The following is a 21,591-nucleotide window of genomic DNA, read 5'->3' as shown; positions in this document are numbered from 1 at the left end:
GTTTTTCTAAGCCTCCGCTCGGAAGTTCTGGGATAGACGGTTGGCAGAGACCACTACGGCCACGATGGCCAGGCCCGGCAGGATGATGAGCCACCAAGCGGTGGCCATGAAATCGCGGCCTTCGGCGATGATGAGGCCCCACTCCGGGGTCGGGGCCGGAGCGCCGTAGCCCAAAAAGCCGAGGATGGAAAGCTGCAAGATTGCAGAACCAAACTGCAAAGTAGCCAGGGCGATGACCGGGGTCAGGGAGTTCGGCAGGATGTGGCGCGCCATGACCTGCATGGGGATCGCGCCGGCGCCGTAGGCGGCCTCAACGTAGTCGGAGCCGGCCACAGACATCACCTGCGAGCGGGCCAGACGGGCGAAGGTGGCAATAGAGGTCGCACCCACCGCGACGGCGGCCTGCAGGGAACCAAACCCCAGCACGATAATGATGGACAGGGAAAGCAGGATGCCCGGGATGGAAAGTAACACGTCCACCACGCGCATGATGATCGCATCCACCCAGCCGCGCAGCGAGCCGGCCAGAAGGCCCAGTAGCGTGCCCACCATAAGGCCCACTGCCACGGCGATGAGCGCGCCAATGAGTGACTGACGCGCACCATAGACCACGCGGGCATACAGGTCGCGGCCTACCGCGTCGGTGCCGAACCAGTGCTCAAAGCTGGGGTGCAAAAGAGCGACGTCGGTGCCGGCATAAGGATCCGAGTTGGTGAAAAGGCCCGGCACCAAAGCCGCCAGGAAGGCCACCGCGAGGATCACCAGCGCGAGGATGGAGGCTGGGCTGGTCCACGGGTTGCGCTGTGCGCGCGAGACGTGGTGGCGGTTGCGGCGCAGCTGCGTGGGTTGCGCGTTTGTGTTATTCGAGGTTGGAACGCTCATGCGCGGGCTCTCTTCGCGGATTCGGTCGATCCTGCAGTAGCAGTAACGGGACGGCGCAGGCGCACGTCCAGCACTGGGTAGAGCAGATCCACCACGAGGTTGATGATGACGTAAGCGGTAGCCGCGATCAGAACCACGGCCAGCAGCACCGGCGTATCGCGGTTCGAGACCGCCTGGGCAGTCATATAGCCCAGGCCGTTGCGTCCGAAGACGGTCTCCGTCACCACGGCGCCGCCTACGAGCTCACCGAAGAGCAGGCCCGCCATAGTCAGTGCCGGAAGGAGGGAGTTGCGCAAGATGTTGCGCCAGAAGATCCAAGATTCTGTAGCACCACGAGCGCGCACCGCCTGCACGAAGGGCATCGACTGCGTCTCGTCGATGGAGCGAATCAGCACCTGAATAAGTGGTGCGGCCATCGGCACCGACAGCGTCAAGGTCGGCAGGATAAGGCCCTCTACCCTGGAAGGCTCGATGATGCGCACCCAGCCCAGCTGGAAGGAAAAGACCTGGATGAGCAGGATGCCAATCCAGAAACCGGGCAGGGAGACCATGAAAGATGGCAGCCCGCGGAAGAAGGTCGCAATCGCGCCGAGGCCCGGCAAGGTAGCCAGGAAGGCCACGATGAGCGCCACGACGATGGCCAGGCCAATCGCGCACGCGGCGAGGATAAGGGTGTGCGGGAGGGCGTCGGCAATCAGCGTCGATACCGCCGCGCCCGTCTGCGTAGAGTTACCGAAATGGCCGGTGAAAAAGCCTGCGAGCCCGGTAAAGAACTGCACGAGCAGCGGCTTATCGACGCCCATTTCCTCCCGGATGGCGACAATCTCCGCCTCCGAAAGGCCCAGTGCTGGGTCGCCAAAGCGCGACATCACGGCGTCGGAAGGCAGCGCGGAAAGCAGGAAGAAGGCCACCGTGTATGTCACGAGCAGCACCACGAGTGCCTGCCCGATGCGGGCAGCTAATTGTCGAGCAGTCATTTACTTCTCCTCTTGATTCAAGCTGACCTCGTAGAACCACGGGCGGGCCACCGACTCGGTGTGGAAACCGGAAACCTGCGGCGATACCGCGTAGACCTGCGGCTCCTCGAAGAAAGGAATGACGTAGGCCTGTTCGGTGAGGTAATCTTGCACCTCTTCGACGGCCTTCTTGCGGTCTTCAGACTTGGGGCTGGAGCTGACCTTTTGCAGCAGATTCTCCAAGTGGGCGTCGATTGGCTTGCCGTCCTCGTCTTGGTTAAGCAGGGCGTCGCGGTTGTTCACCGAGTACATGGAGGAAATAACGTCATAGTCCGCGCGGCCGACCATGATGTGGTAGAGCTGCACCTTGTCGATGGACTTCGCATCTGCGTTCTGAGTTGCCTGGTCGCCCGGGTTAATCTCGATGGCGATGCCCAGCGCGCCTAGCTGATCCTGGACCATCGTCATGACTTCCTTGGAACGCGGCTGCGGCAGCGCGGTATTCGAGCGCAGCACTAGGCGCTGGCCATCCTTGACGCGGATGCCATCGGGGCCGGGCTTCCATCCGGCTTCGTCAAGCAGGCGCTTCGATTCCTCCGGATCGAAGGTATAGGCCGACGACTGATCCTTGAAACCCAAGCCGGTCTCGGCCACGGAAGACTTGGCCAGCGGGTAGGACTCGGAGAAGAGCACGCGGATAATTTCCTCGCGGTCGATGCCGTGAATGATGGCCTCGCGCACGCGCTTATCGCGCAGAAATCGGTGATTGAAGCGGAAGCCCAGCTGGTTGTTAATCGCGTTGGTGCCGCGGGAGAAGATTTCTACACCCTTGTCTTCCAATAACGGCTCCTGCGGGGCAGAGATCTGGCGGGCGATGTCTGCCTGACCGGAGATGATGGCGCCCGTGCGCACGGATTCTTCGGCTGCCAGGATGTAATGCACGCCGTCGATGTCGGCGCGGCCCTGGTGCTCTACGGCCGGTGGCGCCCAGTCATAGTCCTCGCGGGTCTTAAGCACGAGGTCGGTGCCGATCTTTTCTTCGTCGACCACGAAGGGCCCGGAACCCACAAACTTCTTTGCATTACCGGGGCCAAAGCCTTCGTTGTCCAACTGCAAGGAGCTATCTGCGAGTAGGCCTGCGTTATAGGAGGAAGTAGCCTGCAAAAAGCCCGGCGAAGGCTCGGAGAAGTAGAACTTCACCGTGTCTTCGTCGACTACTTCGCCGCGCTCATAATTGGCAATCTGCTCCGAGGCCGTCAGGGTGCGCTCGGTATCGCCCAAGCCATAAAGATCGAAGTTACGCACCACGTTTTCCGCGGTCAGCGGGCTGCCGTCGGAGTAAGTCACATCCGTGCGGATGTTAAATGTGTACTCGGTGGCGTCCTCGTTGACCTTCGGCATCTCCGTGGCTATCCATGGAGAAAGCTCGAGAGTCTCCGGGTCCTGGTACAGCAGACGGTCGGTGAGCTGATTGACCACGCCACCGTTGGGATAAAAGCCGGCCGCTGGCGGATACAGCGTGCGGAAGAACTGCGGTTCGAGATAGGTCAGGACGTTGTCTTCATCTCCAGAACCCGCGCCGGTCGATGTCGCGCATCCTACAAGAAGGGCCGCGGCACCCACCACGCTGGCGATGGTGCGAATCAGTTTCACTTTCTAAAGCCTTCGAGTTTTAAAGAGATTGCTATTAGCCATGTAAATTAACACAACATAGACATGTTAGTATCTATTCCATAGACAGTCCGGTCTAGAAAAATTCTCAAAACGGCGAGCCCGCAAGCTCGCCTCAAAGGATGAATTAAATGATTTCGCCAGATTCAACCCCCTCCATCGCCATCGTTGGCATGGGGCCTCGCGGCATCTCCGTGATAGAGCGGTTGGCCGCGCACCTCAATGCCCGCAGCGACTCTCCCGCCCTCGCGCTGCATCTCATCGACGACGCCCAGTTCGGCGCCGGCCGCATCTGGGACACCGAACAAACCCAGACGCTGTGCATGAATACCCTCGCCGGTGCCGTCACACTGTTCACCGAGCCTGGCTCCACCATGAGCGCCCCGGTTCTCGAGGGCCCCATTCAGTACGAGTGGATTCAGCTACTGCGCGGCGAGCGCGAGGGCATCTCTCCAGAAAAGCAGGCGCTTTTCGACGCCCACCCCGTCACCGTCGACGAGTCCTTCCGCGCCGAAATTGAGTCCAGCCGCCCCGAGTCCAACCCTTCCCGCGCGCTCTATGGCGCTTATCTGCGCTGGGCTTTTGAGGTGGCATTGGCACAGTTGCCAGATACTGTCACCGTCTCAAATCACCCCTCCCGCGCGGTTGCTGTGCGCGAAGAAGGCACGCAGGACGTCATCGAGCTTGCCGACGGCTCTAGCGTCACCGCCGATTCCACCGTGCTGGCTTATGGCTGGCAGGGGCCGGGCCCTAACGGCTCTGAGCAGCACCTTACTGAGGCCACCGCCGCCTCCGACTCGCTCCACTGGGTACGCCCTAATAACCCGGTGGAACAGGACATTGCCGAAATCCCTGCCGGCCAAGAGGTCTTGGTGCGCGGCCTGGGCATGGGCTTCTTCGACATCATGGCGCTGCTGACCATCGACCGCGGCGGTGTCTTCCACGAAGACACGTCCACTCGCTCCGGCCTGCGCTATGAGCCCTCCGGCAACGAGCCGCATCTCATCGCCTCCTCGGGCCGCGGCTACCCCTATATTCCCAAGTCTGACTATCACTCACTCCCACCGCGCGCAAAACTTATGCGCTTCCGCGAACAACTCGCGAAGGTAGAAGGCGGCGAAATCGATTTCGGCCGCGACCTACTCCCCCACATCGCTCGCGATGCTTATGCCGAGTACTACGAGACACAGGCCCGCGTTAACTCTGCGGCACTGCAGGTTCCACTGGAAGAGATCATTGCGCGCATTGATGCGGCGAAACTTAATTCCCAAAACATCGTCGGCATCTCCCAGGAGCTCAATGCGGCACTCAAAGATGTTTCTGCCGAGCCGCTCGATCTCTCCCACTGGGTCAATCCGTTGGATGCTTTCACGGGTTCCACCGCAGAAGAGCTCACCGCGTACATCGCGGACAGCTTGGCGGACGATATCATCGCCGCCGATGCCGCTCAGGATTCCCCGCTGAAGTCTGCGCTGTGGGCGGTTGCCTCCGCCCGCAAGCCCTCTGCCATCGCAGGCTCTGAGGGCCGCCTGGACTGGGAGTCACGCACCAGCAATTACAAAGAGTTCATGGCCTTTGGCCAGATGGTCGGCTCCGGCCCACCCCTGTTCCGCGTCCGCCAGCTGCTCGCTCTCGTGGACGCTGGCGCGGTCTCCTTCTTGGGAGGTCGCCCCGCACTGAGCTGGGACGACGAATTCACGCTGACTTCCGGCCCACGCGCTGCTTCGAGCCCGTGGCTGATTGATGCGTGGATGCACTCTCCCGACGTGCGTCGCCCAGCCGACCCGCTAGCGGTATCGCTTAAGGACCGCGTTCGCCCCTTCCTAGACCATGGCAACCCCACCGGCTCCCCAGAGACCACGTGGGAGCGCAAGGTGGTTCGCCCCGACGGCAGCGTCGACCCGCGCCTGCACGTCATCGGCATCCCTACCTACTCGCAATGGCCGGATACCACCATCTCCCCGATGCCTGGTACCGACCCGCTGATGCTGCAGGAGACCGACCGCACCGCCGGCTCGCTGTTGGCGGCACTTCGCTAGCGCGCCCCTGCGCCCTTTCCATCCTCACCATTTACTCAAATACCCAGGGCTGGAAACCAAGACCTCCAGTTCGACTTCGCGGCTGATGAAAAATCCAACGAGGCTATCTAGGAGGTCTGGGTGCCCAGCCCTGGGTATCTGTTCGAGTAAGGCCGCCGCCTCCCTAACCCAACGTGTCCAATGCCTGCTCGAAGTCCGCAATAAGATCGGCGATATCCTCGATGCCGACCGAGATGCGCACCAAGTCCGCAGGTGGAACCAACTCAGAGCCCGCGGCGGACACATGGGTCATATTCTGCGGATGCTCAATCAGCGATTCCACGCCGCCCAGCGACTCCGCGAGTGAGACCAGCTTCGTGTTCAGGCAAATCTGCTTTGCGTGCTCCTCGTTATGGAAGCGCACCGACATCATGCCGCCGAAGCCGCGCATTTGCCGTGCAGCCAATTCATGTCCCGGATGCGTCGGTAGCCCCGGATACAGCACCTGCTTTACTTCGGGCCGCGATTCCAAGTATTCGGCTACTGCCTGCGCATTTTCACAGTGCCTATCCATCCGCAGCCCCAACGTCTTAATGCCGCGAGCGGTGAGATATGCATCAAAGGGCGAAGACACCGCACCGACGTTGCCCTGGAAGTACAACAAGCGCTCGTCCATCTCAGCGGAATTTGTCACCACTGCTCCGCCCAACACATCAGAATGGCCGCCCAAGTATTTGGTGGTGGAATGCACCACGTGGTCCGCGCCCAGTTCAAGCGGATTCTGCAGGTATGGAGTGGCAAAGGTATTATCCACGACCACTTGGGCGCCGCTCTTGCACGCGGCAACTGCGGCGATGTCAGTGATATTCAGCGCCGGGTTTGTTGGCGTTTCCAGCCAAATCAGCTTGGTGTTTTCGCGGATGGCCCCAGCAACCGCCGCGGCGTCGGATGTATCTACGATGTCAAGCTCAATGCCCCACTGCCCATAGTCGTTGTTGAGCAGGCGATACATTCCGCCATAAGCATCATTCCCCAAGATAGCGTGGTCACCCGGGCGCAAGATAATGCGCAACAGCGTATCGATGGCCGCCATGCCAGATGAAAAAGCCCGCGCATATTGCGCATTCTCTAATGCGGCAAGCGTTAACTCGAGCGAGCGCACCGTGGGGTTAGCCACGCGCCCGTATTCATAGCCGCCGCGCAACTGCGCCAGACCATCTTGTTGAAAGGTGGTCGAGGCATAAATCGGTACGTTGATGCTGCCCATGTGGCTATCGGGCTGGTAGCCAGCATGGATGGAGCGAGAGTGGAATCCAGAAGCACGCTTAACAGTCATGTCTGAAAATTGTAGACAAAGCTGTCCACTTTGCCCGTGGATTGCTTCTTTAAATTCATTGCAGCACTTAACGCAACGCTGAGCTGAAACTTGAGACAACGTCGAGCCCGTGGGCCATGCCCAACGATTGCCCTTTACGTACCATGGTGTGGCTGCGCGTAGCAGATTTCGCTAGCCCATCGTTGCTAGCCCCGTCACTGCACGCCTCTCGCACACTTTCCCCAAATAGAAAGCACTATGAGTCCTAATTTCGCACCGCATCTGACGCTCGCCCAAAGCGAGACCACTCCACAAGAGGCAGTAGATAACCTCACCGGCTTGTGGGAAAACGAAACCACCCAGGCATGGCTCGTGGATAAGCCCATCCGCGTGGCTATCATCCTTCTCATCGCGCTCGTCGGCCACTGGTTGCTACGCCGCCTCATCACGAAGCTGGCAGATAACAGCATCAAAAACGGCCGCCTGAAGTCCCAGATTCGCCCACGCCGCAAAGCTGCAAAACAGGAAACCGCACTGTCCAAATCCCACGAGGCGCGCCGCGTTTCCCGCCTGCAGACTTTGGCTAGCGTGGGCCGTTCCGCCGCGGGCATTTTCATCTGGGTCTGGGCCGTGCTCGCAATCCTGGACGAGGTCGGCGTCAACGTTGCCCCACTCGTAGCCTCCGCAGGTGTGGTCGGTGTTGCCCTTGGTTTCGGCGCTCAGTCACTGGTCAAGGACTTCCTCTCCGGCATCTTCATGTTGTTGGAGGATCAGTACGGCATCGGCGACACCATCGATTTGGGCAACGGTGTCTTCGGCGACGTTGAGTCGATTTCCCTGCGCATCACTACCGTGCGCGATATCGACGGCGCCCTGTGGTACGTCCGCAATGGCGAGATCCTGCAGGTGGCTAACCACTCCGACCACTACTCCGTGGCCCGCGTGCAGGTTCCGGTCGCGCTTTCCAACGACCCGGATAAGGCCTTTGACGTCATCTCCAAGACGGTTGAAGAAGCCGCGCTTGACGACGCCATCCGCGACGACCTCCTAGACAAGCCCGACGTCAATGGAATTTCCAGCCTCGAGGTCGACCATATGTCCTTCCGCGTCGTGGTCAAGACCTTGCCAGGAAAGCAGTGGGGCGTGCAGCGCAAACTGCAGTCGAAGATTCTCAACGCGATGCATGCCAACGACATCGATACCCCATACCCACAGGGCGTGGCCTTCTTTGACATGGACGAGGCTCCAGACGCACAGGTAGAAAGCCTCAGCCCTTCGACCCCAGGAAACGAGTCTTAAATCATGCCGTCTGAAAAGCAGCCAGCCAGCGTTTATGAGGCAATCGGCGGCATGGAGACCTTCGAAAAGTTGGTCCACGGTTTCTATGCCCAAGTCCGCAACGATGACGTCATCGGCCCGATGTACCCCGATGCCGATTGGGAGGGCGCTGAGGAGCGCCTCAAATGGTTCTTGGTTCAATACTGGGGCGGCCCGCAGCTTTTCAGCGAAAACCGCGGGCATCCGCGCCTGCGCATGCGCCATGCCCCGTATCCCGTGGACCAGAAAGCCCATGATCGCTGGTTAGAGCTCATGGGCAATTCCCTGGCGGAGATTGATGAGCAGACGATTCCGCCGGCCTATCGCCACATGATTTGGGATCACATGCAGCGCGTGGCGCAGATGCTCATCAATCGCTAGGGTTTAATCCTCCCAATTAAAGGCCCGACGCACCGGCTCAGAAATGAGCTTGCCGTCGCGGGTCATCACACCGCCGGACAAGCCTGGGAAGCGCTCGATGGCACCATCGACACCCTGCGCTGCGACTGCGCGAATATACGGCAGAGTTGCCGAGTTCAGCGCCCGCGCAGAGGTGTTGGCCACCGCGCCCGGCATGTTGGCCACGCAGTAGAACAAAGTGTCGTGAACCTTGAAGGTCGGCTCATCGTGCGAAGTCTTGCGCGAGTTCTCGAAGCAGCCACCTTGGTCAATCGCGACGTCGACAAGCACAGCTCCCGGCTTCATCTTCTTGACTGTTTCCTCGCGCACCAACTTCGGCGCAGCGGCGCCTGGCACAAGGACAGCGCCGATGACGAGATCGGCTTCTAAGAGCTCCGCCTCCAGGGTGGCTGGGTCAGAAATGAGCGTGCGGACGGTGCCCTGGTACTGCTCGTCAAAGCGCTGCAACACATGCGGATCCAGGTCCAGAACCGTCACCTCGGCGCGGAGGCCACGGGCCATCGCCACGGCCGAGGCACCGACCTGGCCACCGCCAATAACGACGACGCGGGCGGCCTGCGTGCCCGGAACACCCGACAACAGCACGCCGCGGCCGCCCTGCGTGGACAAGAGGTGATGCACGCCCTCCATCACCGCGAGACGTCCCGCCACCTGGGACATCGGAGTAAGAAGCGGCAAGGTGCCGTGGCGGTCGGTGACAGTCTCGTAGGCCACCGAAGTGGTCTTGGCTTCTACGAGGGCATCGGTAAGAGGCCGGTCCGCCGCCAGGTGCAGGTAGGTAAACACGATGAGGTCTGGGCGCAGGTAGCCATATTCGGAGGCCTGCGGCTCCTTGACCTTGACCACCATCTCCGCCTGCTCCCAAGTCTCTGCGGCGGTAGGCATGATGCGCGCACCGGCGTCCTCGTAATCGCTATCAGGGAAGGAAGCGCCCACGCCAGCGCCGGTTTCCACCAGCACCTCGTGCCCATCTTTTACGAGTGTTTGCACCGCAAGTGGGGTCAGAGCAACGCGGTTTTCGTTGTTCATAATTTCTTTAGGGACGCCAATGCGCATTCTAGAACTCCTTAAGCAAGAAAATTTTGATGGATAAACTCCTCCCCAAAGAGTAACGCACAGCACAAATGATTTCGAGTGTGATTTTTTACCACGGCTCGCGGAGGCCATAGCACACCGCTACCATCCTTAGAATGACGCAAATAAACCGTGGATTTTTCGAGCTCAGCCGCTCCTTTGGCCCACTCGGCTGGACGGCTTTCGGAGGGCCCGCGGTGCTTTTATAGCGAGTTAGAAGAGGGACAAGCGCGTCGAGCGATAAACGCTACCGAAGGGCGCGTCGACGCGTACCCACCGACCGAGGCCGGAGACACGCAGGTGGCGTGGGATATCCATGGGCGCAGCAAAACCGGGAATTAGGCCTAGGCTCGTGCAGGCAAAGATCATCCGCATGGGAATCTCAACCTCTTGCTCCGCACCACCGCTAACCGTGACCACGGTCTGATTCAACAAGCTGGCAGGCGGGCCCATCGGGCCAGAGAACTGGCGTGCTAACTGTTGGCCTTTATCCGAGAGCTCACGGACCACCTCGACGGGCAGGGTGTCGATAAGCTGAAAGCCCGTGGCTGGCGGCAGCGCACCGGGCCAAGAAGGATCGCGGGCTGGGCCTAAGTCCAGCGTCGCAGACTCAATCCCGGCGAGCACAAGCGCATCATGCAGGGTCTGCGCGGAAACCACTGCCCCATCGCGGGACACAACGGCCTCTATGCGGCGGGCGGCGACGACCTCGAACGGAGTGGTAACGAAAGCCTCGACGGTCTGGGCGTCGAATTGACGCAAGCGCACCACTGCCGAAGCATCCAACCCCACCGCACGTGCGAGAAGGGCCCGCAAACCAGGTCCACCACTTAATAATTCGAGTAATTCATGAACCATGGTCTGCGGGCCCTCCTAGACAAACTGCTCACGCATCGAGCCGGATTTGGCTCGCGCTATGCGTCCAGCTTAACCAAAGCATTCTCCGTGATGATTTTCTTTTCTTCCTCGGAGACGGGACGCGGCGCCTGCGTTACCTTATCGATGACCACCTGGGTGCAGGTGACCACGCAAGTTACGTTGCCAGCACCGTCTTTGATTTCCTGCCGGGTGGTAAACGAGGTATTGCCTAGGCGTACTACAGCAGTCTCTACGGTGACGGTGGAATTCTTTCCATCCCACTTCAGCGGGCGAACATAGTCGACGTCGAGATGACGCACGAACGCAATGAGTTCCAAACCCTGCTTGTAGAAATGGTCCATGGCAAATGCCAGGCGGGCCTCCTGCGCCAACTCGATATAGTTGGCGTTCATCATGTGGCCGTACATGTCGAAGTCCGACCACCGTACGCCTACAGAATGGGCGTGCACCTTTTCAGAAGACATTGATTCCTTTTACTAGCTAGTAGTCACTCTTATCGGGTCAGCTTGCGGTGGGTAACACGGCTCGGGCGAGCAGCGTCTTCACCTAGGCGCTCGATCTTGTTCTTTTCATAGTCACCGAAGTTGCCCTCGAACCAGAACCACTGGCCTTCTGCAACATTGCCCTCCCACGCGAGGATGTGGGTACAGGTGCGGTCCAGGAACCAGCGGTCGTGGGAAATGACCACTGCACAGCCCGGGAACTTCTCTAGAGCGTTTTCCAGGGAGCCCAGGGTCTCGACGTCCAGGTCGTTGGTTGGCTCGTCGAGGAGGATCAGGTTGCCGCCCTCTTTCAGGGTCAGCGCCAGGTTGAGGCGGTTGCGCTCACCACCGGAGAGCACCTTGGAAGGCTTCTGTTGGTCCGGGCCCTTGAAGCCGAATGCGGACAGGTATGCACGAGAAGGCATTTCGTTCTGGCCGACGTGGATGTAATCCAATCCGTCAGAAACGACCTCCCAGACGGTTGCCTCTGGGTCAATGTTCTCGCGGCCCTGGTCAACGTAGGACAGCTTGACGGTCTCGCCAACCTCGACGGTGCCCTCGTCCGGCTGCTCCAGGCCAACGATGGTCTTGAACAGGGTGGACTTACCGACGCCGTTCGGGCCGATGACGCCCACGATGCCGTTACGCGGCAGGGTGAAGGAGAGATCCTTGATCAGGGTGCGACCGTCGAAGCCCTTGACCAGGTTCTTGACCTCAACGACCTTGTTGCCCAGGCGTGGAGGGGTAGGAATCTGGATTTCTTCGAAGTCGAGCTTGCGGTACTGCTCAGCCTCAGCAGCCATCTCCTCGTAGCGCTGGAGACGAGCCTTGTTCTTTGCCTGACGTGCCTTGGCACCGGAACGAACCCAGGCGAGCTCTTCCTTCAGGCGCTTTTGCAGCTTCTTATCCTTGGCGCCAGCAACCTCGAGACGCTCGGCCTTCTTCTCCAGGTAGGTGGAGTAGTTGCCCTCGTATGGGTAGAGCTTGCCGCGGTCAACCTCACAGATCCAACCCGCGACGTGGTCGAGGAAGTAACGGTCGTGGGTAACGGCTAGGACGGCACCCGGGTAGTCAGCAAGGTGCTTTTCCAGCCACTCCACGGACTCGGCGTCCAGGTGGTTGGTTGGCTCGTCGAGCAGCAACAGGTCAGGCTCTGAAAGCAGCAGCTTCGCCAGCGCAACGCGGCGGCGCTCACCACCGGAAAGGTTGTTTACCGGGGCGTCGGAAGGCGGGCAGCGCAGAGCTTCCATCGCCTGCTCAATCTTGGAATCAACCTCCCAGGCGTCGGCAGCGTCCAGCTCCTCCTGCAGCTTGCCCATTTCTTCCATGAGCTCGTCGGTGTAGTTCGTAGCCATCTCTTCCGCGATAGCTTCGAAGCGCTGCTTCTTCTCGAAGATGTCACCGAGGCCCTCTTCCACGTTGCCGCGGACGGTCTTTTCCTCGTTGAGCGGTGGCTCCTGCATGAGGATGCCCACGGTCTTGCCCGGGTCGATGAATGCTTCACCGTTGGAAGGCTGATCAATGCCGGCCATAATCTTCAGAATGGAGGACTTACCTGCACCATTCGGGCCGACGACGCCAATCTTGGCGCCTGGGTAGAAGGCCATCGTTACATTGTCGAGAATGAGCTTCTCGCCGACTGCCTTACGCACGTTTTTCATCGTGTAGATGAATTCGCCCATGTTTCACCCTTTGCTTGAACTTGGGAATGGTTTATAACACAACAAAGAGTACATGACATGGATGTACCTAGCGCCCCGGGCTGGGATTAACGTGGGATTTCAATCCCCCGCTTTGTACCTCCCCGGGGCGCCTAGGTCGCAGGCACCTACGAGGCGGTGCTTAGCTGCCTACCGATTGCTCGGCGGGCGCCTCGGTCTCCTCGAACGACTCCTCGGCTGCATTCGCCTTACTATGCGCAGCTTGACGGCGATCGGCTGCGGTGTCGTGCTTATCGTCATGGTCTTGGGTGCCGGCACCTGCGGCCATCGACGCCGTCCTGTCCACATCGACTTCCGGCATCGTCTCGCCCGAAGCAGGTGCCTCCAATCCGTCGGTTTCATAGACGCGCTCGAGCTTGCGGGAGGAGATAACGTAGCGGTTTAGGTCTAGGCCGACATAGAAAGCCTTGATAAAGGTGCGGAACTTATTCTGGCCATCGGGCGCCAGCCAGGAATCGGAGCAGACCGAGCCGACCACGATGACCGGCATTCCGCGGTGCAATGACTTCTTAACGTTGATCGCGAACTGACCCCACAGCTCCACGTCGATGTAGATGAGGTCGGTATCGCGCCACTCGCGGACTCCGTTGTCCGCGTTATCCACCGGGATGCGGCGGGACGATGCCACGCGCAGGCGCGCCTTGTACATGTCGGTGTTGACTTTAATGAGCTCGGGTTCGTGCGTGAGGTGGCCGGTGATGGTGATTGGTAGCTGAGACATGTGCTTTAGAAAATCCTTTGCTGAGCTAGCGAAACTTGTGAGTACAGGTCTTCCTGCCTCGCGGTGTTTTAAGGAGGTCGTGTAAATGCCTTCCTTGCTCGAATCATCGCTAGCGTCCTAGCACTGTCACAAGGGCCGATTTTCCTAGCTGTGGATAACTTGTTGGAAGCGTCAACAAAAGTTAATCCCCTGCCCGAAGCGGCAGGGGATCTATCCACAAAAAGAACTTCGCTCAGAAAAATAACCGGCTCTACTGCAACGATTACTGCTGCCGGAATCCAGTGGCGTCGCCCTCACTCATGCGGCGCAACATTTCGTTGTAATCCTCCAGCTCCGCATCGCCGTCGACCTCTGCCTTTGCATCGTGGCGGCGAGCGGTAGCACGGTCATCGCGCAGCCAGTCCAAAAAGAGTTTGCCAAAGACGATGACCAACGGGAACTGGCCAAAGCCCCACGCGATGCCGCCGCCCACGCGCTGATCCTGCAGCAAGTCCGGGTGCCACGGCAGCCCCAGCGACTCATAAAACTCCACGCCGAGCACGCTCTGCAGCTGCATCAGGTAGACGCCGGCGAAAAGGTGCAGCGGCATCGAGAAGAACAACACCAGAAGGCGCAGGTTAGTCGGCGCGCGGAACGGCAACGGATCCGGGCCGATAACCTCCCAGTAATAGATATAGCCCGAGACCAAGAAGACCCAGTTCATGATTACGTGGCCGGCATGCTCAGAAACCGCGAACTGATACAGCTCCGGATAAAGGTAGAGCACGTACAAAAAGGTCAGGAACTGAATCAGATTGACCGCCGGATGGGTAAGAAACTTCAAAAGCTTCGACTCAGTTACCGCCACCGCCAAGTCATGGACAGTGGGACGCCCCGGCGCGCCGGGCTCAAAGGCCTCCATCACCAAGGTCAGCGGTGCGCCGAGCACGAGGAAGAGCGGAACCGCCATGGAAAGGAGCATATGCCCCAGCATGTGCATGGAATAAAGCGCCGGGATATAAAGGCCGATGCCCGAGCTCATGATGAAGGTCAAGCCTAAGGCGCCCAGCATAAACCAGGTGGTTCGGACCCGCGACCAGTTAAGGCCGCGGCGGCGCAAGCGCAGCAGCGCGTAACCATAGGCGGCAGCAAGCACGAGCCCCAAAGTGCCAAACATGAGGTCGTAGCGGTACATGGTCCAGACGTTGGTCACCGTCGGGGCGTCGAGAAGCTCGTAGCCCAAGAGCACCTGCATGTTGTTCAGGTTCGGATCGCGCGGCGGCGGGGGCGGCGTGCGGCCCATGGAAATAGCCACGCCCACGGTGGCTGCCATCACGAGGATTTCCACGAATGCGACGCGGCGAAAAAGCAGCGGACGGCGCTCCAGCTGCGGCATGGTGATCTGGCGATGCGCTAGTCCAAAGACGGCAAGCAGGACAGTAAGCACCGCCTTGGTGACGATGATGAGTCCATAGCGGGTGCTAAACAGGTCTGCTAGCTCAACGCGGATGAGCGCATTAATCACGCCGGAGGCGGCCATAGCTACGATGGAGATGAAAGCAACCACCGAGTAGCGGCGCACAGCCGTAGGCATGTCTGGTCCCAGACGGCGACTATGGGCTATAAGCCCCAGCAATCCGCCCACCCAAAGCACCATGAAGAAAAGGTGGAAGAGCAGGGAGTTCGTGCCGTAATCATGGTCGCCGCCGGAAGCAGAGTGACCTTCCATGCCGAGGGGCACAATCTGCATGAGTGCGAAGAAAAACGCAATAGGCTGCAGGGACCATTTCTTAGAAACCAGGCCCAGCACGCCGGCAACAACCGCGATGGAGGCGGTGACCAACCAGGCCTGGGAGGTGGAAATGCTATCCAGCGCCATGCCCATCAGCTGCGGGTTGAGGACTTTGAGGAAAGGTGTGCCCGTCAGATCGGACATAACCAGCGGCACTTCCAGCAGAGATACCACTGCCACGCCAAAAGCCGCCAGGGCGCCGGCGCGGGCGGCGATGTGTCCATCGACACTTAAGCGCGACTCAATGAGACGATCATTGTCTTTCTTAGGAATTTGCGGCGCAACGAGAAAGGCTGAAACCATGTACGAGCCCACCGACAGCGCCATTAAAATCCAGGCGACGCCGCGGAAAAATGGCAGGCCGAATGTGGTCAAACGCCCGGGATCGGGAATGCCCAATGCCGCGAGTGACTCCGCCAGAAAGAACAGGGAAATAACGCCAGCAACCAGCCCGGCAACGATAAGAGCCGCGAGATAGACCGTTGTAGCACCTTTGGCGCCACGCTTTCCACCTTTGAAAACTGTGTTCTTGGACGCTGCGCCCTGCGCCGGCGAAACCGTTGTCGAAGCCGCGCGAGCCGCTGAGCTGGCAGTTTCTTCCCGTTTTTCCATAGGCGCAGTCTACCGCCCAAACCGTCTTCTTACCTAAAACGAATAATCTTTTAAGTTCTGGCATAATTATTCGTTATGGATTCACGCCAGCTACTCTACTTTCGTTCCGTAGTGGACTACGGATCTTTCACTCATGCGGCTGAAGCTCTAGATATGACTCAGCCTTCTCTAAGTCTCTCTATTCGTAAGCTCGAAAAGGAGCTTGACGTTCAACTCCTGACCCGCGGCCGCGCCGGTGTTAAGACCACCGAAGCCGGCGACTACCTCTATTCCATCGCCGCGAAGATGGACACCCTGCTTAGCGACGCCGCACAGCGCATCACCGAGATCGCCAGCGGCGCCGCCGGCAGCGTCTCTATCGCGTCTGCGCCGGAGTTCAACTGGCTGTTTATGCCAGAGGTTCTTCACCGCATGGTGGATCGCGCCCCTGAGGTCAACATCTTCTTGGACGATCCAGAACCGACCATAACCCTGCGCCGCGTCCTCGAAGGCTCCATCGACCTAGGCCTGATGCCTTCGACTGACCCACACGCATTTGCCCAGCGTTACCACAACGAGCTGAACGTCCATGTAGCCAGCGAGATGGAATTCCGCGTCGCCGTACCGGATCGCCTCCAGCACCTGCCCAACCCTGTTTCCCTTCACGACATCGCGGAAGAAACGTGGATCCTGCCTCCACGCAACCCTGAATTCGTTGGCCTTCCAGAGCTGCTGGACCAGGTCTTTGCCAAGCACCCGGACGCCGTCCCTAACCGCGTCCAAGAAATCTCTACCCTCCAGACCGGCCTCCCACTGGTTTCCGGCGGCATCGGTGTGTGCCTTGTCCCGAGCTCGGCACAGGCGCTCAACCACCGCGGCATTCACCTCCGCGAGATTGCAGAAGGCATCCCACCGATGCAGTCCTTGCTCATCTACCGCCGTGAACGCGACCTTTCCCCTGCCGCCAACCAGCTGGTAGATCTCATCCTTTCCGTAGGCGGCGAGAGCGAAGAAACCCTTCTTCACAAGTCCGTCCACTCGGCAGAAGCGGACAAGGCCTAAGACGCTAAGCCCTACTTTTAGTACGCGAGGCTGGCTGGTCTAAGATGAAAGCCTAAGCCTCCATAGCTCAGCGGATTAGAGCAGTGGGTTTCTACCCCATGTGTCGCGGGTTCGAGTCCTGCTGGGGGCACCGCCGAAAAGGCCACTTCACTGGGAAGTTTCTTCCACAGATTGGTGGCCTTTTCTTTGGTTTTATCGGTCTGGCTTAGTAAGCGCGCCTAAAATAACAAGCATGGATATCACGCTGGCCACCTTCGTCACTGCCCCAGAAGAAGCGCTCATCGGCATGCGTTTTACCAACGCATGGGCGCCTTCGCCGGAATACGCACAATCGCGCAACTCGGTTCTGACCGGCCAGTATCCGCAGCGCGGCGCCACGACCCGCATCACCGATATCTTCCGCGAGGCCGGCTACCTCATCAGCGAGGACATCGACTCGGCCCCCGGTACTGCTGAGCAGCCCGTGTTCCGACTGCTCGAGGAGCCTGCGGAGCCGGCGCGGTTGCGCGACGTCGCCAAGCACAGCGTCCTTGCTGTGTGTTCCTTAAGCGGCGGGCCCTCGCCGATGTCGCTGTCGTGGCCGGGTGTTACGGATCAAAAGCTGGTGGAGCCGTGCCCAGAGCTAGTCTCCCCGATGGACTTGGCGCCGACGCTTGCTGCCATCGCGGGCCTTGATGTGCGCCCGAATGCGCATCTTTCCTTCGACGGCCTCAACCTCGTTCCCGTCGTGCGCTACGGCGCTTCCGGGCACGCGGCGTTGTTCTTCGACAACGGAGTGCGCATGCAGGACGCGGTGCTTATCGACGACGTCGCCAGCCCCGCACACCACGCCGCCAGGCTCCGCGATGAATGGGAAACCTGGCATAGGTTCATGGGCTTTGGGCCACTGCAGTAGGGCTTAGCTACCTACCGGCATCACAACCCACAGGATGAGATAAGCCAGCACACCGGAAAAGCCTGCCAAAGTGGCAACAACGAAGAGGATGCGCACCAACGTGGGATCCAGATTGTAGGTCTGAGCAATGCCGCCGCATACGCCTCCGATGTAGCAATCCGTGCTCGAGCGGGTCAAACGGTAATTCATGATTGTCCTTTCTTCTTAGTGTGCGCCCTCCATTAAAGCTTTTCAGCAGGCCACACGCATCAGGTAAACCCCCGAGAATCACCCTGATGTTTTGCTTTCGTCTACGCTGGTTGAAAACTTCTTTTCGGCGAAAGGACACAATCACTATGGCTAAAAACGCAGGTCTTCCCGCACCCACCCGCAATTCCTATGCGCTGCTTACGGGCGCTAGCCAGGGCATCGGCGAGGCGATGGCGCGCGATCTCGCCGCCCTCGGATATAACGTCATTTTGGTGGCGCGCCGCCAGGAAGTCCTCGAGCACATCGCGGATGAACTGAAGTCGAAGCACGAGATCGATGCGATCGCTCTGGCCGCCGACTTAGCAAAGGAAGCCGACGTCGACCGCGTCATCGAGTTCATGGCCGGCAAAGAAATTTCCATCATCGTCAACTCCGCGGGCATCGCCAGCTTTGGCAAATTCATGGACCAGGACTGGGACTATGAGAACAAGCAATTCGATCTCAACGGCAAGGCCGTGCACCGCCTGACCCGCGCCGCTTTGGACCAGATGCTGCCGCGTCGCTCCGGCGCTATCTGCAACGTTGGTTCTGCAGCGGGCAACGTCTCGATTCCGAACAACGCCACCTATGTATTTACAAAGGCAGGCGTCAACGCTTTCACCGAGGCGTTGCACTACGAGCTCAAGGGCTCTGGCGTCAGCTGCACCTTGCTAGCCCCCGGCCCGGTGCGCGATGCCGTCATCCCGGAAGAGGAGCAGTCCATCGTAGATAAGGTAGTTCCTGACTTCCTGTGGACCACCTACGAGTCCTGCTCCGCAGAGACCCTAGAGGCTATGGCTCGCAACCAGCGCCGCGTGGTACCGGGCCCGCTGTCGAAGGCCATGAATACGCTTGGCCAAATCATCCCTACCCCGATTGCCGCACCGCTCATCGGCAGCTTCTACTCAAAGATGGCCTAAGGCACTCCCACCCTTTCCGCGGTCCTGCTTTTGGTGTGCCTTACTCGGTTGCAGAGGAAGAGCGAGCGTTCTTGCGGTCTACCCAGAAGTCGGCGTTCTTGATGCCCAGAGCTTCAGGGTCGAAAACCGGATCCTTGCCAGCCTTCTTCTGCGCGCTGTAGTCCTTGAGGCACTTGAGTGCCGGGACCTGGAGGAAGAGGACGGCGATGATGTTAAGCCATGCGGTGGCGCCCACTCCGATGTCGCCCAATGCCCACGCGGAGCCCGGGGTGGTGGTGGCACCAATGATGACGGAGATGATGATGAGGACGCGCAGGACCCACACCAGCGCGCGCCGTGCGCCAGCATTCTTGATCCAGCGGTTGAAGTAGGTGAGGTTGGTCTCTGCCATGTAGTAGTAAGCCAGAACGGTGGTGAAGGCGAAGAACGCGATAGCAATTGCCACGAAGGAAGCGCCGACACCGTTGAATACCGAGTCCATACCGGATTGAACGAAGCCTGGGCCGACCTCAATGCCGTCAGGCAGGGAGCCGGCGTAGCGAACGGCGCCGTCCTCGGACTCGCCTTCGAAGACCTTGTACATGTCAGTGGAGATGATGATGAAGGCGGTGGCCGAGCAGACGAAGAGGGTATCGACGTAGACGGCGAATGCTTGAACGAAGCCCTGCTTTGCTGGGTGGGAAACCTCAGCAGCTGCTGCCGACTGCGGGCCGGTGCCCTGGCCTGCCTCGTTAGAGTAGATACCGCGCTTTACGCCCCACATGATTGCAGAGCCCAGCATGCCCGCGAATCCTGCTTCCATGTCAAATGCAGACTTGACGATGAGGCCAAAACGTGTGGGATGTCGCCGAAGTTCATGAACAGGATGGTCAGCGCGATGATGATATAAGCGCCTGCCATGAATGGAACGATGAGCGAGGTGAAGTTAGCGATACGCTTGACGCCGCCGATGATGATGAAGGCCAAGACGCCAGCCAAGATGACTGCGGACCAAGTGACGTTGACGCCCCAGGCGTTCTCCACTGCAGCGGCCACACCGTTGGCCTGGATGCCTGGGAGGAAGTAGCTGGTAGCCAGAATCATGGAGACAGCGAAGATGACGCCGTAGACCAGCATGAACGGGCCCACAGAGGTGTGGCGGTAAGCCTTTTCGATGTAGTACGCCGGGCCACCACGGTACTCGCCGGTGTCCTGATCCTTTTCCTTGTAGACCTGGGCGAGAGTACATTCCACGAATGAGGTAGCGGACCCCAACAGCGACACCGCCCACATCCAGAAGACAGCACCTGGGCCACCGAAGGCGATCGCCGTGGCAACACCGGCAATGTTGCCGACGCCGACGCGACCGGCGAGCGAAATCATCAGGGACTGGAAAGAAGAAACACCGGAGTCTGACTTCTCGCCGTTCTTCAGCTGCGCAATCATGTCGGGAATACAGCGAATCTGCAATCCCTTGGTCACGATCGTGAAGTAGACACCGGCGCCCAAGCACAGGAACACGAGTGCTGGGGACCAAATGAGGGAGTTGAGAGCATCCAAGAACCCGGCCATATGAGGGAACCTACTTTCTAAAATTGTGAGCTCTAACATAGAAGGTGACATAAAGAATCATGCACTACTTCAATCGAAGTTTGTGAGGATAATCACGAAAATGTTTTGGAAGAATCTAATTCTTCACATTACCTGTCGGTTGACTGAAATTTAATGCACAGCTCAAGAACCGTCAATACCGCTAAGACGAACCATTTAGAAAAACTGAACTATCTGCACCAAAACACACCCTTTGCCTACCCCCGCCACACCTTCCACGCCGGTGGATTAAATCAGACGGTGGGAAGGGAGGCGTCGACAAGCGCGGCTCTAGGAAGACTAAGGTTAAACCCATGACTGACATCGCCCCGAAGAATGACCGACTCGTCTGGATTGACTTGGAGATGACAGGGCTGGACCCGAAGCGCCACGTCATCGTGGAGGTGGCCGCCATCATCACTGATGGCAACCTCAACGTCATTGGTGAGGGAATCGACCTAGTGGTCCATGCCACGGAAGCGGAGCTCGCTGAGATGGATGACTTTGTCACCAACATGCACGCCAACTCCGGCCTGGATAAGGAAATCCGCGAATCCACCACCACTCTGCGGGAAGCCGAAGATGCCGTCCTGGCGCTCATCGCTGAGCACTGCGACCCCGAGCATCCCGCCCCCCTGGCAGGCAACTCCATCGCCACCGACCGCACCTTCATTCGCGCCTACATGCCGCGCTTGGATGAAGCGCTGCACTACCGCATGATTGACGTTTCCACCATCAAGGAGCTCAGCCGCCGTTGGTTCCCGCGCGCTTATTACAACCAGCCAGACAAGGGCATGGCGCACCGCGCGCTCCAGGACATCATCGAGTCCATCCGCGAGTTGGACTACTACCGCCGCAGCGTGTTCCGCACCGACGACGGTCCCTCCTCCGCGGAAGCAGCGGATCTCAAGGAGTCAACTACCGCTGACTACCAGGCGTTTTTGTAATTTACGCGGCGTGAGTTAATCTTATCCGTGCTGCTTTTAAGGCAGCGATGGTGGCTGTAGTTCAGCTGGTAGAGCACCAGGTTGTGATCCTGGGTGTCGCGGGTTCGAGCCCCGTCAGCCACCCCGATGAGGGCCCTAACCTGTTATTTTTC

Annotated in this window: 18 protein-coding genes, 2 tRNA genes and 1 pseudogene; 9 read left to right on the top strand and 12 right to left on the bottom strand. The window is 59.3% G+C overall.

Going from position 1 to position 21,591, the window contains the following annotated elements:
* Window positions 1–6: 6 nt before the first annotated feature.
* From HMPREF2724_RS05485 to HMPREF2724_RS05475, 3 genes are read right to left on the bottom strand one after another with little or no spacing between them, the layout of a single operon-like run.
* A complete protein-coding gene (locus HMPREF2724_RS05485; protein ID WP_070455887.1) occupies window positions 7–882 on the bottom strand; it encodes an ABC transporter permease in 876 nt (291 codons plus the stop codon).
* On the bottom strand, window positions 879–1,859 hold the full coding sequence (locus tag HMPREF2724_RS05480) for an ABC transporter permease (RefSeq protein WP_070455886.1): 981 nt from the start codon (window positions 1,857–1,859) through the stop codon (window positions 879–881). The genes HMPREF2724_RS05485 and HMPREF2724_RS05480 overlap by 4 nt, the downstream gene beginning before the upstream one ends.
* The gene (locus tag HMPREF2724_RS05475; protein WP_062043514.1) at window positions 1,860–3,491 is read right to left on the bottom strand and encodes a TIGR04028 family ABC transporter substrate-binding protein; all 1,632 of its coding nucleotides are present in this window, start codon (window positions 3,489–3,491) and stop codon (window positions 1,860–1,862) included. It lies immediately after the preceding gene.
* A 149-nt stretch (window positions 3,492–3,640) separates the two neighbouring features.
* Between HMPREF2724_RS05475 and HMPREF2724_RS05470 the strand changes: the two genes are divergently transcribed.
* Entirely contained in the window at window positions 3,641–5,548 is a 1,908-nt protein-coding gene (locus HMPREF2724_RS05470) for an FAD/NAD(P)-binding protein (protein ID WP_070587532.1), read from the top strand.
* 163 nt (window positions 5,549–5,711) lie between these two features.
* Here HMPREF2724_RS05470 and HMPREF2724_RS05465 read toward each other — a convergent pair whose 3' ends face one another.
* Window positions 5,712–6,863 (bottom strand): cystathionine gamma-synthase, encoded by a 1,152-nt coding sequence (locus HMPREF2724_RS05465; RefSeq protein ID WP_070455884.1) that lies wholly within the window; start codon window positions 6,861–6,863, stop codon window positions 5,712–5,714.
* Between the two features lie 237 nt (window positions 6,864–7,100).
* Between HMPREF2724_RS05465 and HMPREF2724_RS05460 the strand changes: the two genes are divergently transcribed.
* Both HMPREF2724_RS05460 and HMPREF2724_RS05455 read left to right on the top strand, forming a co-directional pair.
* Window positions 7,101–8,141, top strand: a complete 1,041-nt coding sequence (locus HMPREF2724_RS05460) for a mechanosensitive ion channel family protein (protein ID WP_061924223.1) — start codon at window positions 7,101–7,103, stop codon at window positions 8,139–8,141.
* Between the two features lie 3 nt (window positions 8,142–8,144).
* A complete protein-coding gene (locus HMPREF2724_RS05455; protein WP_061924226.1) occupies window positions 8,145–8,540 on the top strand; it encodes a globin in 396 nt (131 codons plus the stop codon).
* Window positions 8,541–8,543: 3 nt separating this feature from the next.
* Here HMPREF2724_RS05455 and ald read toward each other — a convergent pair whose 3' ends face one another.
* The 6 genes from ald to HMPREF2724_RS05425 form a co-directional block, all read right to left on the bottom strand.
* Window positions 8,544–9,635, bottom strand: a complete 1,092-nt coding sequence (gene ald, locus HMPREF2724_RS05450) for an alanine dehydrogenase (protein WP_061924230.1) — start codon at window positions 9,633–9,635, stop codon at window positions 8,544–8,546.
* A 231-nt stretch (window positions 9,636–9,866) separates the two neighbouring features.
* A complete protein-coding gene (locus HMPREF2724_RS05445) occupies window positions 9,867–10,511 on the bottom strand; it encodes a DUF8185 domain-containing protein (RefSeq protein ID WP_061924233.1) in 645 nt (214 codons plus the stop codon).
* A 56-nt stretch (window positions 10,512–10,567) separates the two neighbouring features.
* Window positions 10,568–10,996 carry an acyl-CoA thioesterase gene (locus tag HMPREF2724_RS05440; RefSeq protein ID WP_061924236.1) on the bottom strand — a complete coding sequence of 143 codons (429 nt, stop codon included), beginning with the start codon at window positions 10,994–10,996 and terminating at the stop codon, window positions 10,568–10,570.
* Between the two features lie 29 nt (window positions 10,997–11,025).
* On the bottom strand, window positions 11,026–12,696 hold the full coding sequence (gene ettA, locus HMPREF2724_RS05435) for an energy-dependent translational throttle protein EttA (protein WP_062037514.1): 1,671 nt from the start codon (window positions 12,694–12,696) through the stop codon (window positions 11,026–11,028).
* A 160-nt stretch (window positions 12,697–12,856) separates the two neighbouring features.
* Window positions 12,857–13,456: a single-stranded DNA-binding protein gene (locus HMPREF2724_RS05430; RefSeq protein WP_070455883.1), complete on the bottom strand. Its 600-nt coding sequence runs from the start codon at window positions 13,454–13,456 to the stop codon at window positions 12,857–12,859.
* 262 nt (window positions 13,457–13,718) lie between these two features.
* Window positions 13,719–15,839 carry a bifunctional copper resistance protein CopD/cytochrome c oxidase assembly protein gene (locus HMPREF2724_RS05425; protein WP_070587529.1) on the bottom strand — a complete coding sequence of 707 codons (2,121 nt, stop codon included), beginning with the start codon at window positions 15,837–15,839 and terminating at the stop codon, window positions 13,719–13,721.
* A gap of 75 nt (window positions 15,840–15,914) precedes the next feature.
* On the opposite strand from HMPREF2724_RS05425, the gene HMPREF2724_RS05420 reads away from it, so the two are divergent.
* The 3 genes from HMPREF2724_RS05420 (at window position 15,915) to HMPREF2724_RS05410 (ending at window position 17,775) form a co-directional block, all read left to right on the top strand.
* Window positions 15,915–16,880 (top strand): LysR family transcriptional regulator, encoded by a 966-nt coding sequence (locus tag HMPREF2724_RS05420; protein ID WP_062043497.1) that lies wholly within the window; start codon window positions 15,915–15,917, stop codon window positions 16,878–16,880.
* A gap of 56 nt (window positions 16,881–16,936) precedes the next feature.
* A tRNA-Arg gene (locus tag HMPREF2724_RS05415) sits at window positions 16,937–17,010 on the top strand.
* Window positions 17,011–17,112: 102 nt separating this feature from the next.
* Window positions 17,113–17,775 (top strand): hypothetical protein, encoded by a 663-nt coding sequence (locus HMPREF2724_RS05410; protein WP_061924293.1) that lies wholly within the window; start codon window positions 17,113–17,115, stop codon window positions 17,773–17,775.
* A gap of 3 nt (window positions 17,776–17,778) precedes the next feature.
* Here HMPREF2724_RS05410 and HMPREF2724_RS05405 read toward each other — a convergent pair whose 3' ends face one another.
* Window positions 17,779–17,964 carry a PspC domain-containing protein gene (locus HMPREF2724_RS05405; RefSeq protein WP_201040745.1) on the bottom strand — a complete coding sequence of 62 codons (186 nt, stop codon included), beginning with the start codon at window positions 17,962–17,964 and terminating at the stop codon, window positions 17,779–17,781.
* A gap of 146 nt (window positions 17,965–18,110) precedes the next feature.
* Here HMPREF2724_RS05405 and cmrA point away from each other — a divergent pair, with 146 nt between their 5' ends.
* Window positions 18,111–18,923 (top strand): mycolate reductase, encoded by an 813-nt coding sequence (gene cmrA / locus HMPREF2724_RS05400; protein WP_070455881.1) that lies wholly within the window; start codon window positions 18,111–18,113, stop codon window positions 18,921–18,923.
* Between the two features lie 40 nt (window positions 18,924–18,963).
* Here cmrA and HMPREF2724_RS05395 read toward each other — a convergent pair.
* Window positions 18,964–20,474, bottom strand: a pseudogene (locus tag HMPREF2724_RS05395) (alanine/glycine:cation symporter family protein).
* A 332-nt stretch (window positions 20,475–20,806) separates the two neighbouring features.
* On the opposite strand from HMPREF2724_RS05395, the gene orn reads away from it, so the two are divergent.
* Together orn and HMPREF2724_RS05385 are read left to right on the top strand one after the other, a co-directional pair.
* Window positions 20,807–21,439 carry an oligoribonuclease gene (gene orn / locus HMPREF2724_RS05390; protein WP_061924309.1) on the top strand — a complete coding sequence of 211 codons (633 nt, stop codon included), beginning with the start codon at window positions 20,807–20,809 and terminating at the stop codon, window positions 21,437–21,439.
* A gap of 50 nt (window positions 21,440–21,489) precedes the next feature.
* A tRNA-His gene (locus HMPREF2724_RS05385) sits at window positions 21,490–21,562 on the top strand.
* Window positions 21,563–21,591 lie beyond the last annotated feature (29 nt).

Origin of the sequence: Corynebacterium sp. HMSC071F07, from assembly GCF_001810285.1 — a bacterium.
GTDB lineage: Bacteria > Actinomycetota > Actinomycetes > Mycobacteriales > Mycobacteriaceae > Corynebacterium > Corynebacterium simulans.
Note: the sequence above shows the minus strand (reverse complement) of the source record. Positions and strands in the feature narration are given on the sequence as shown.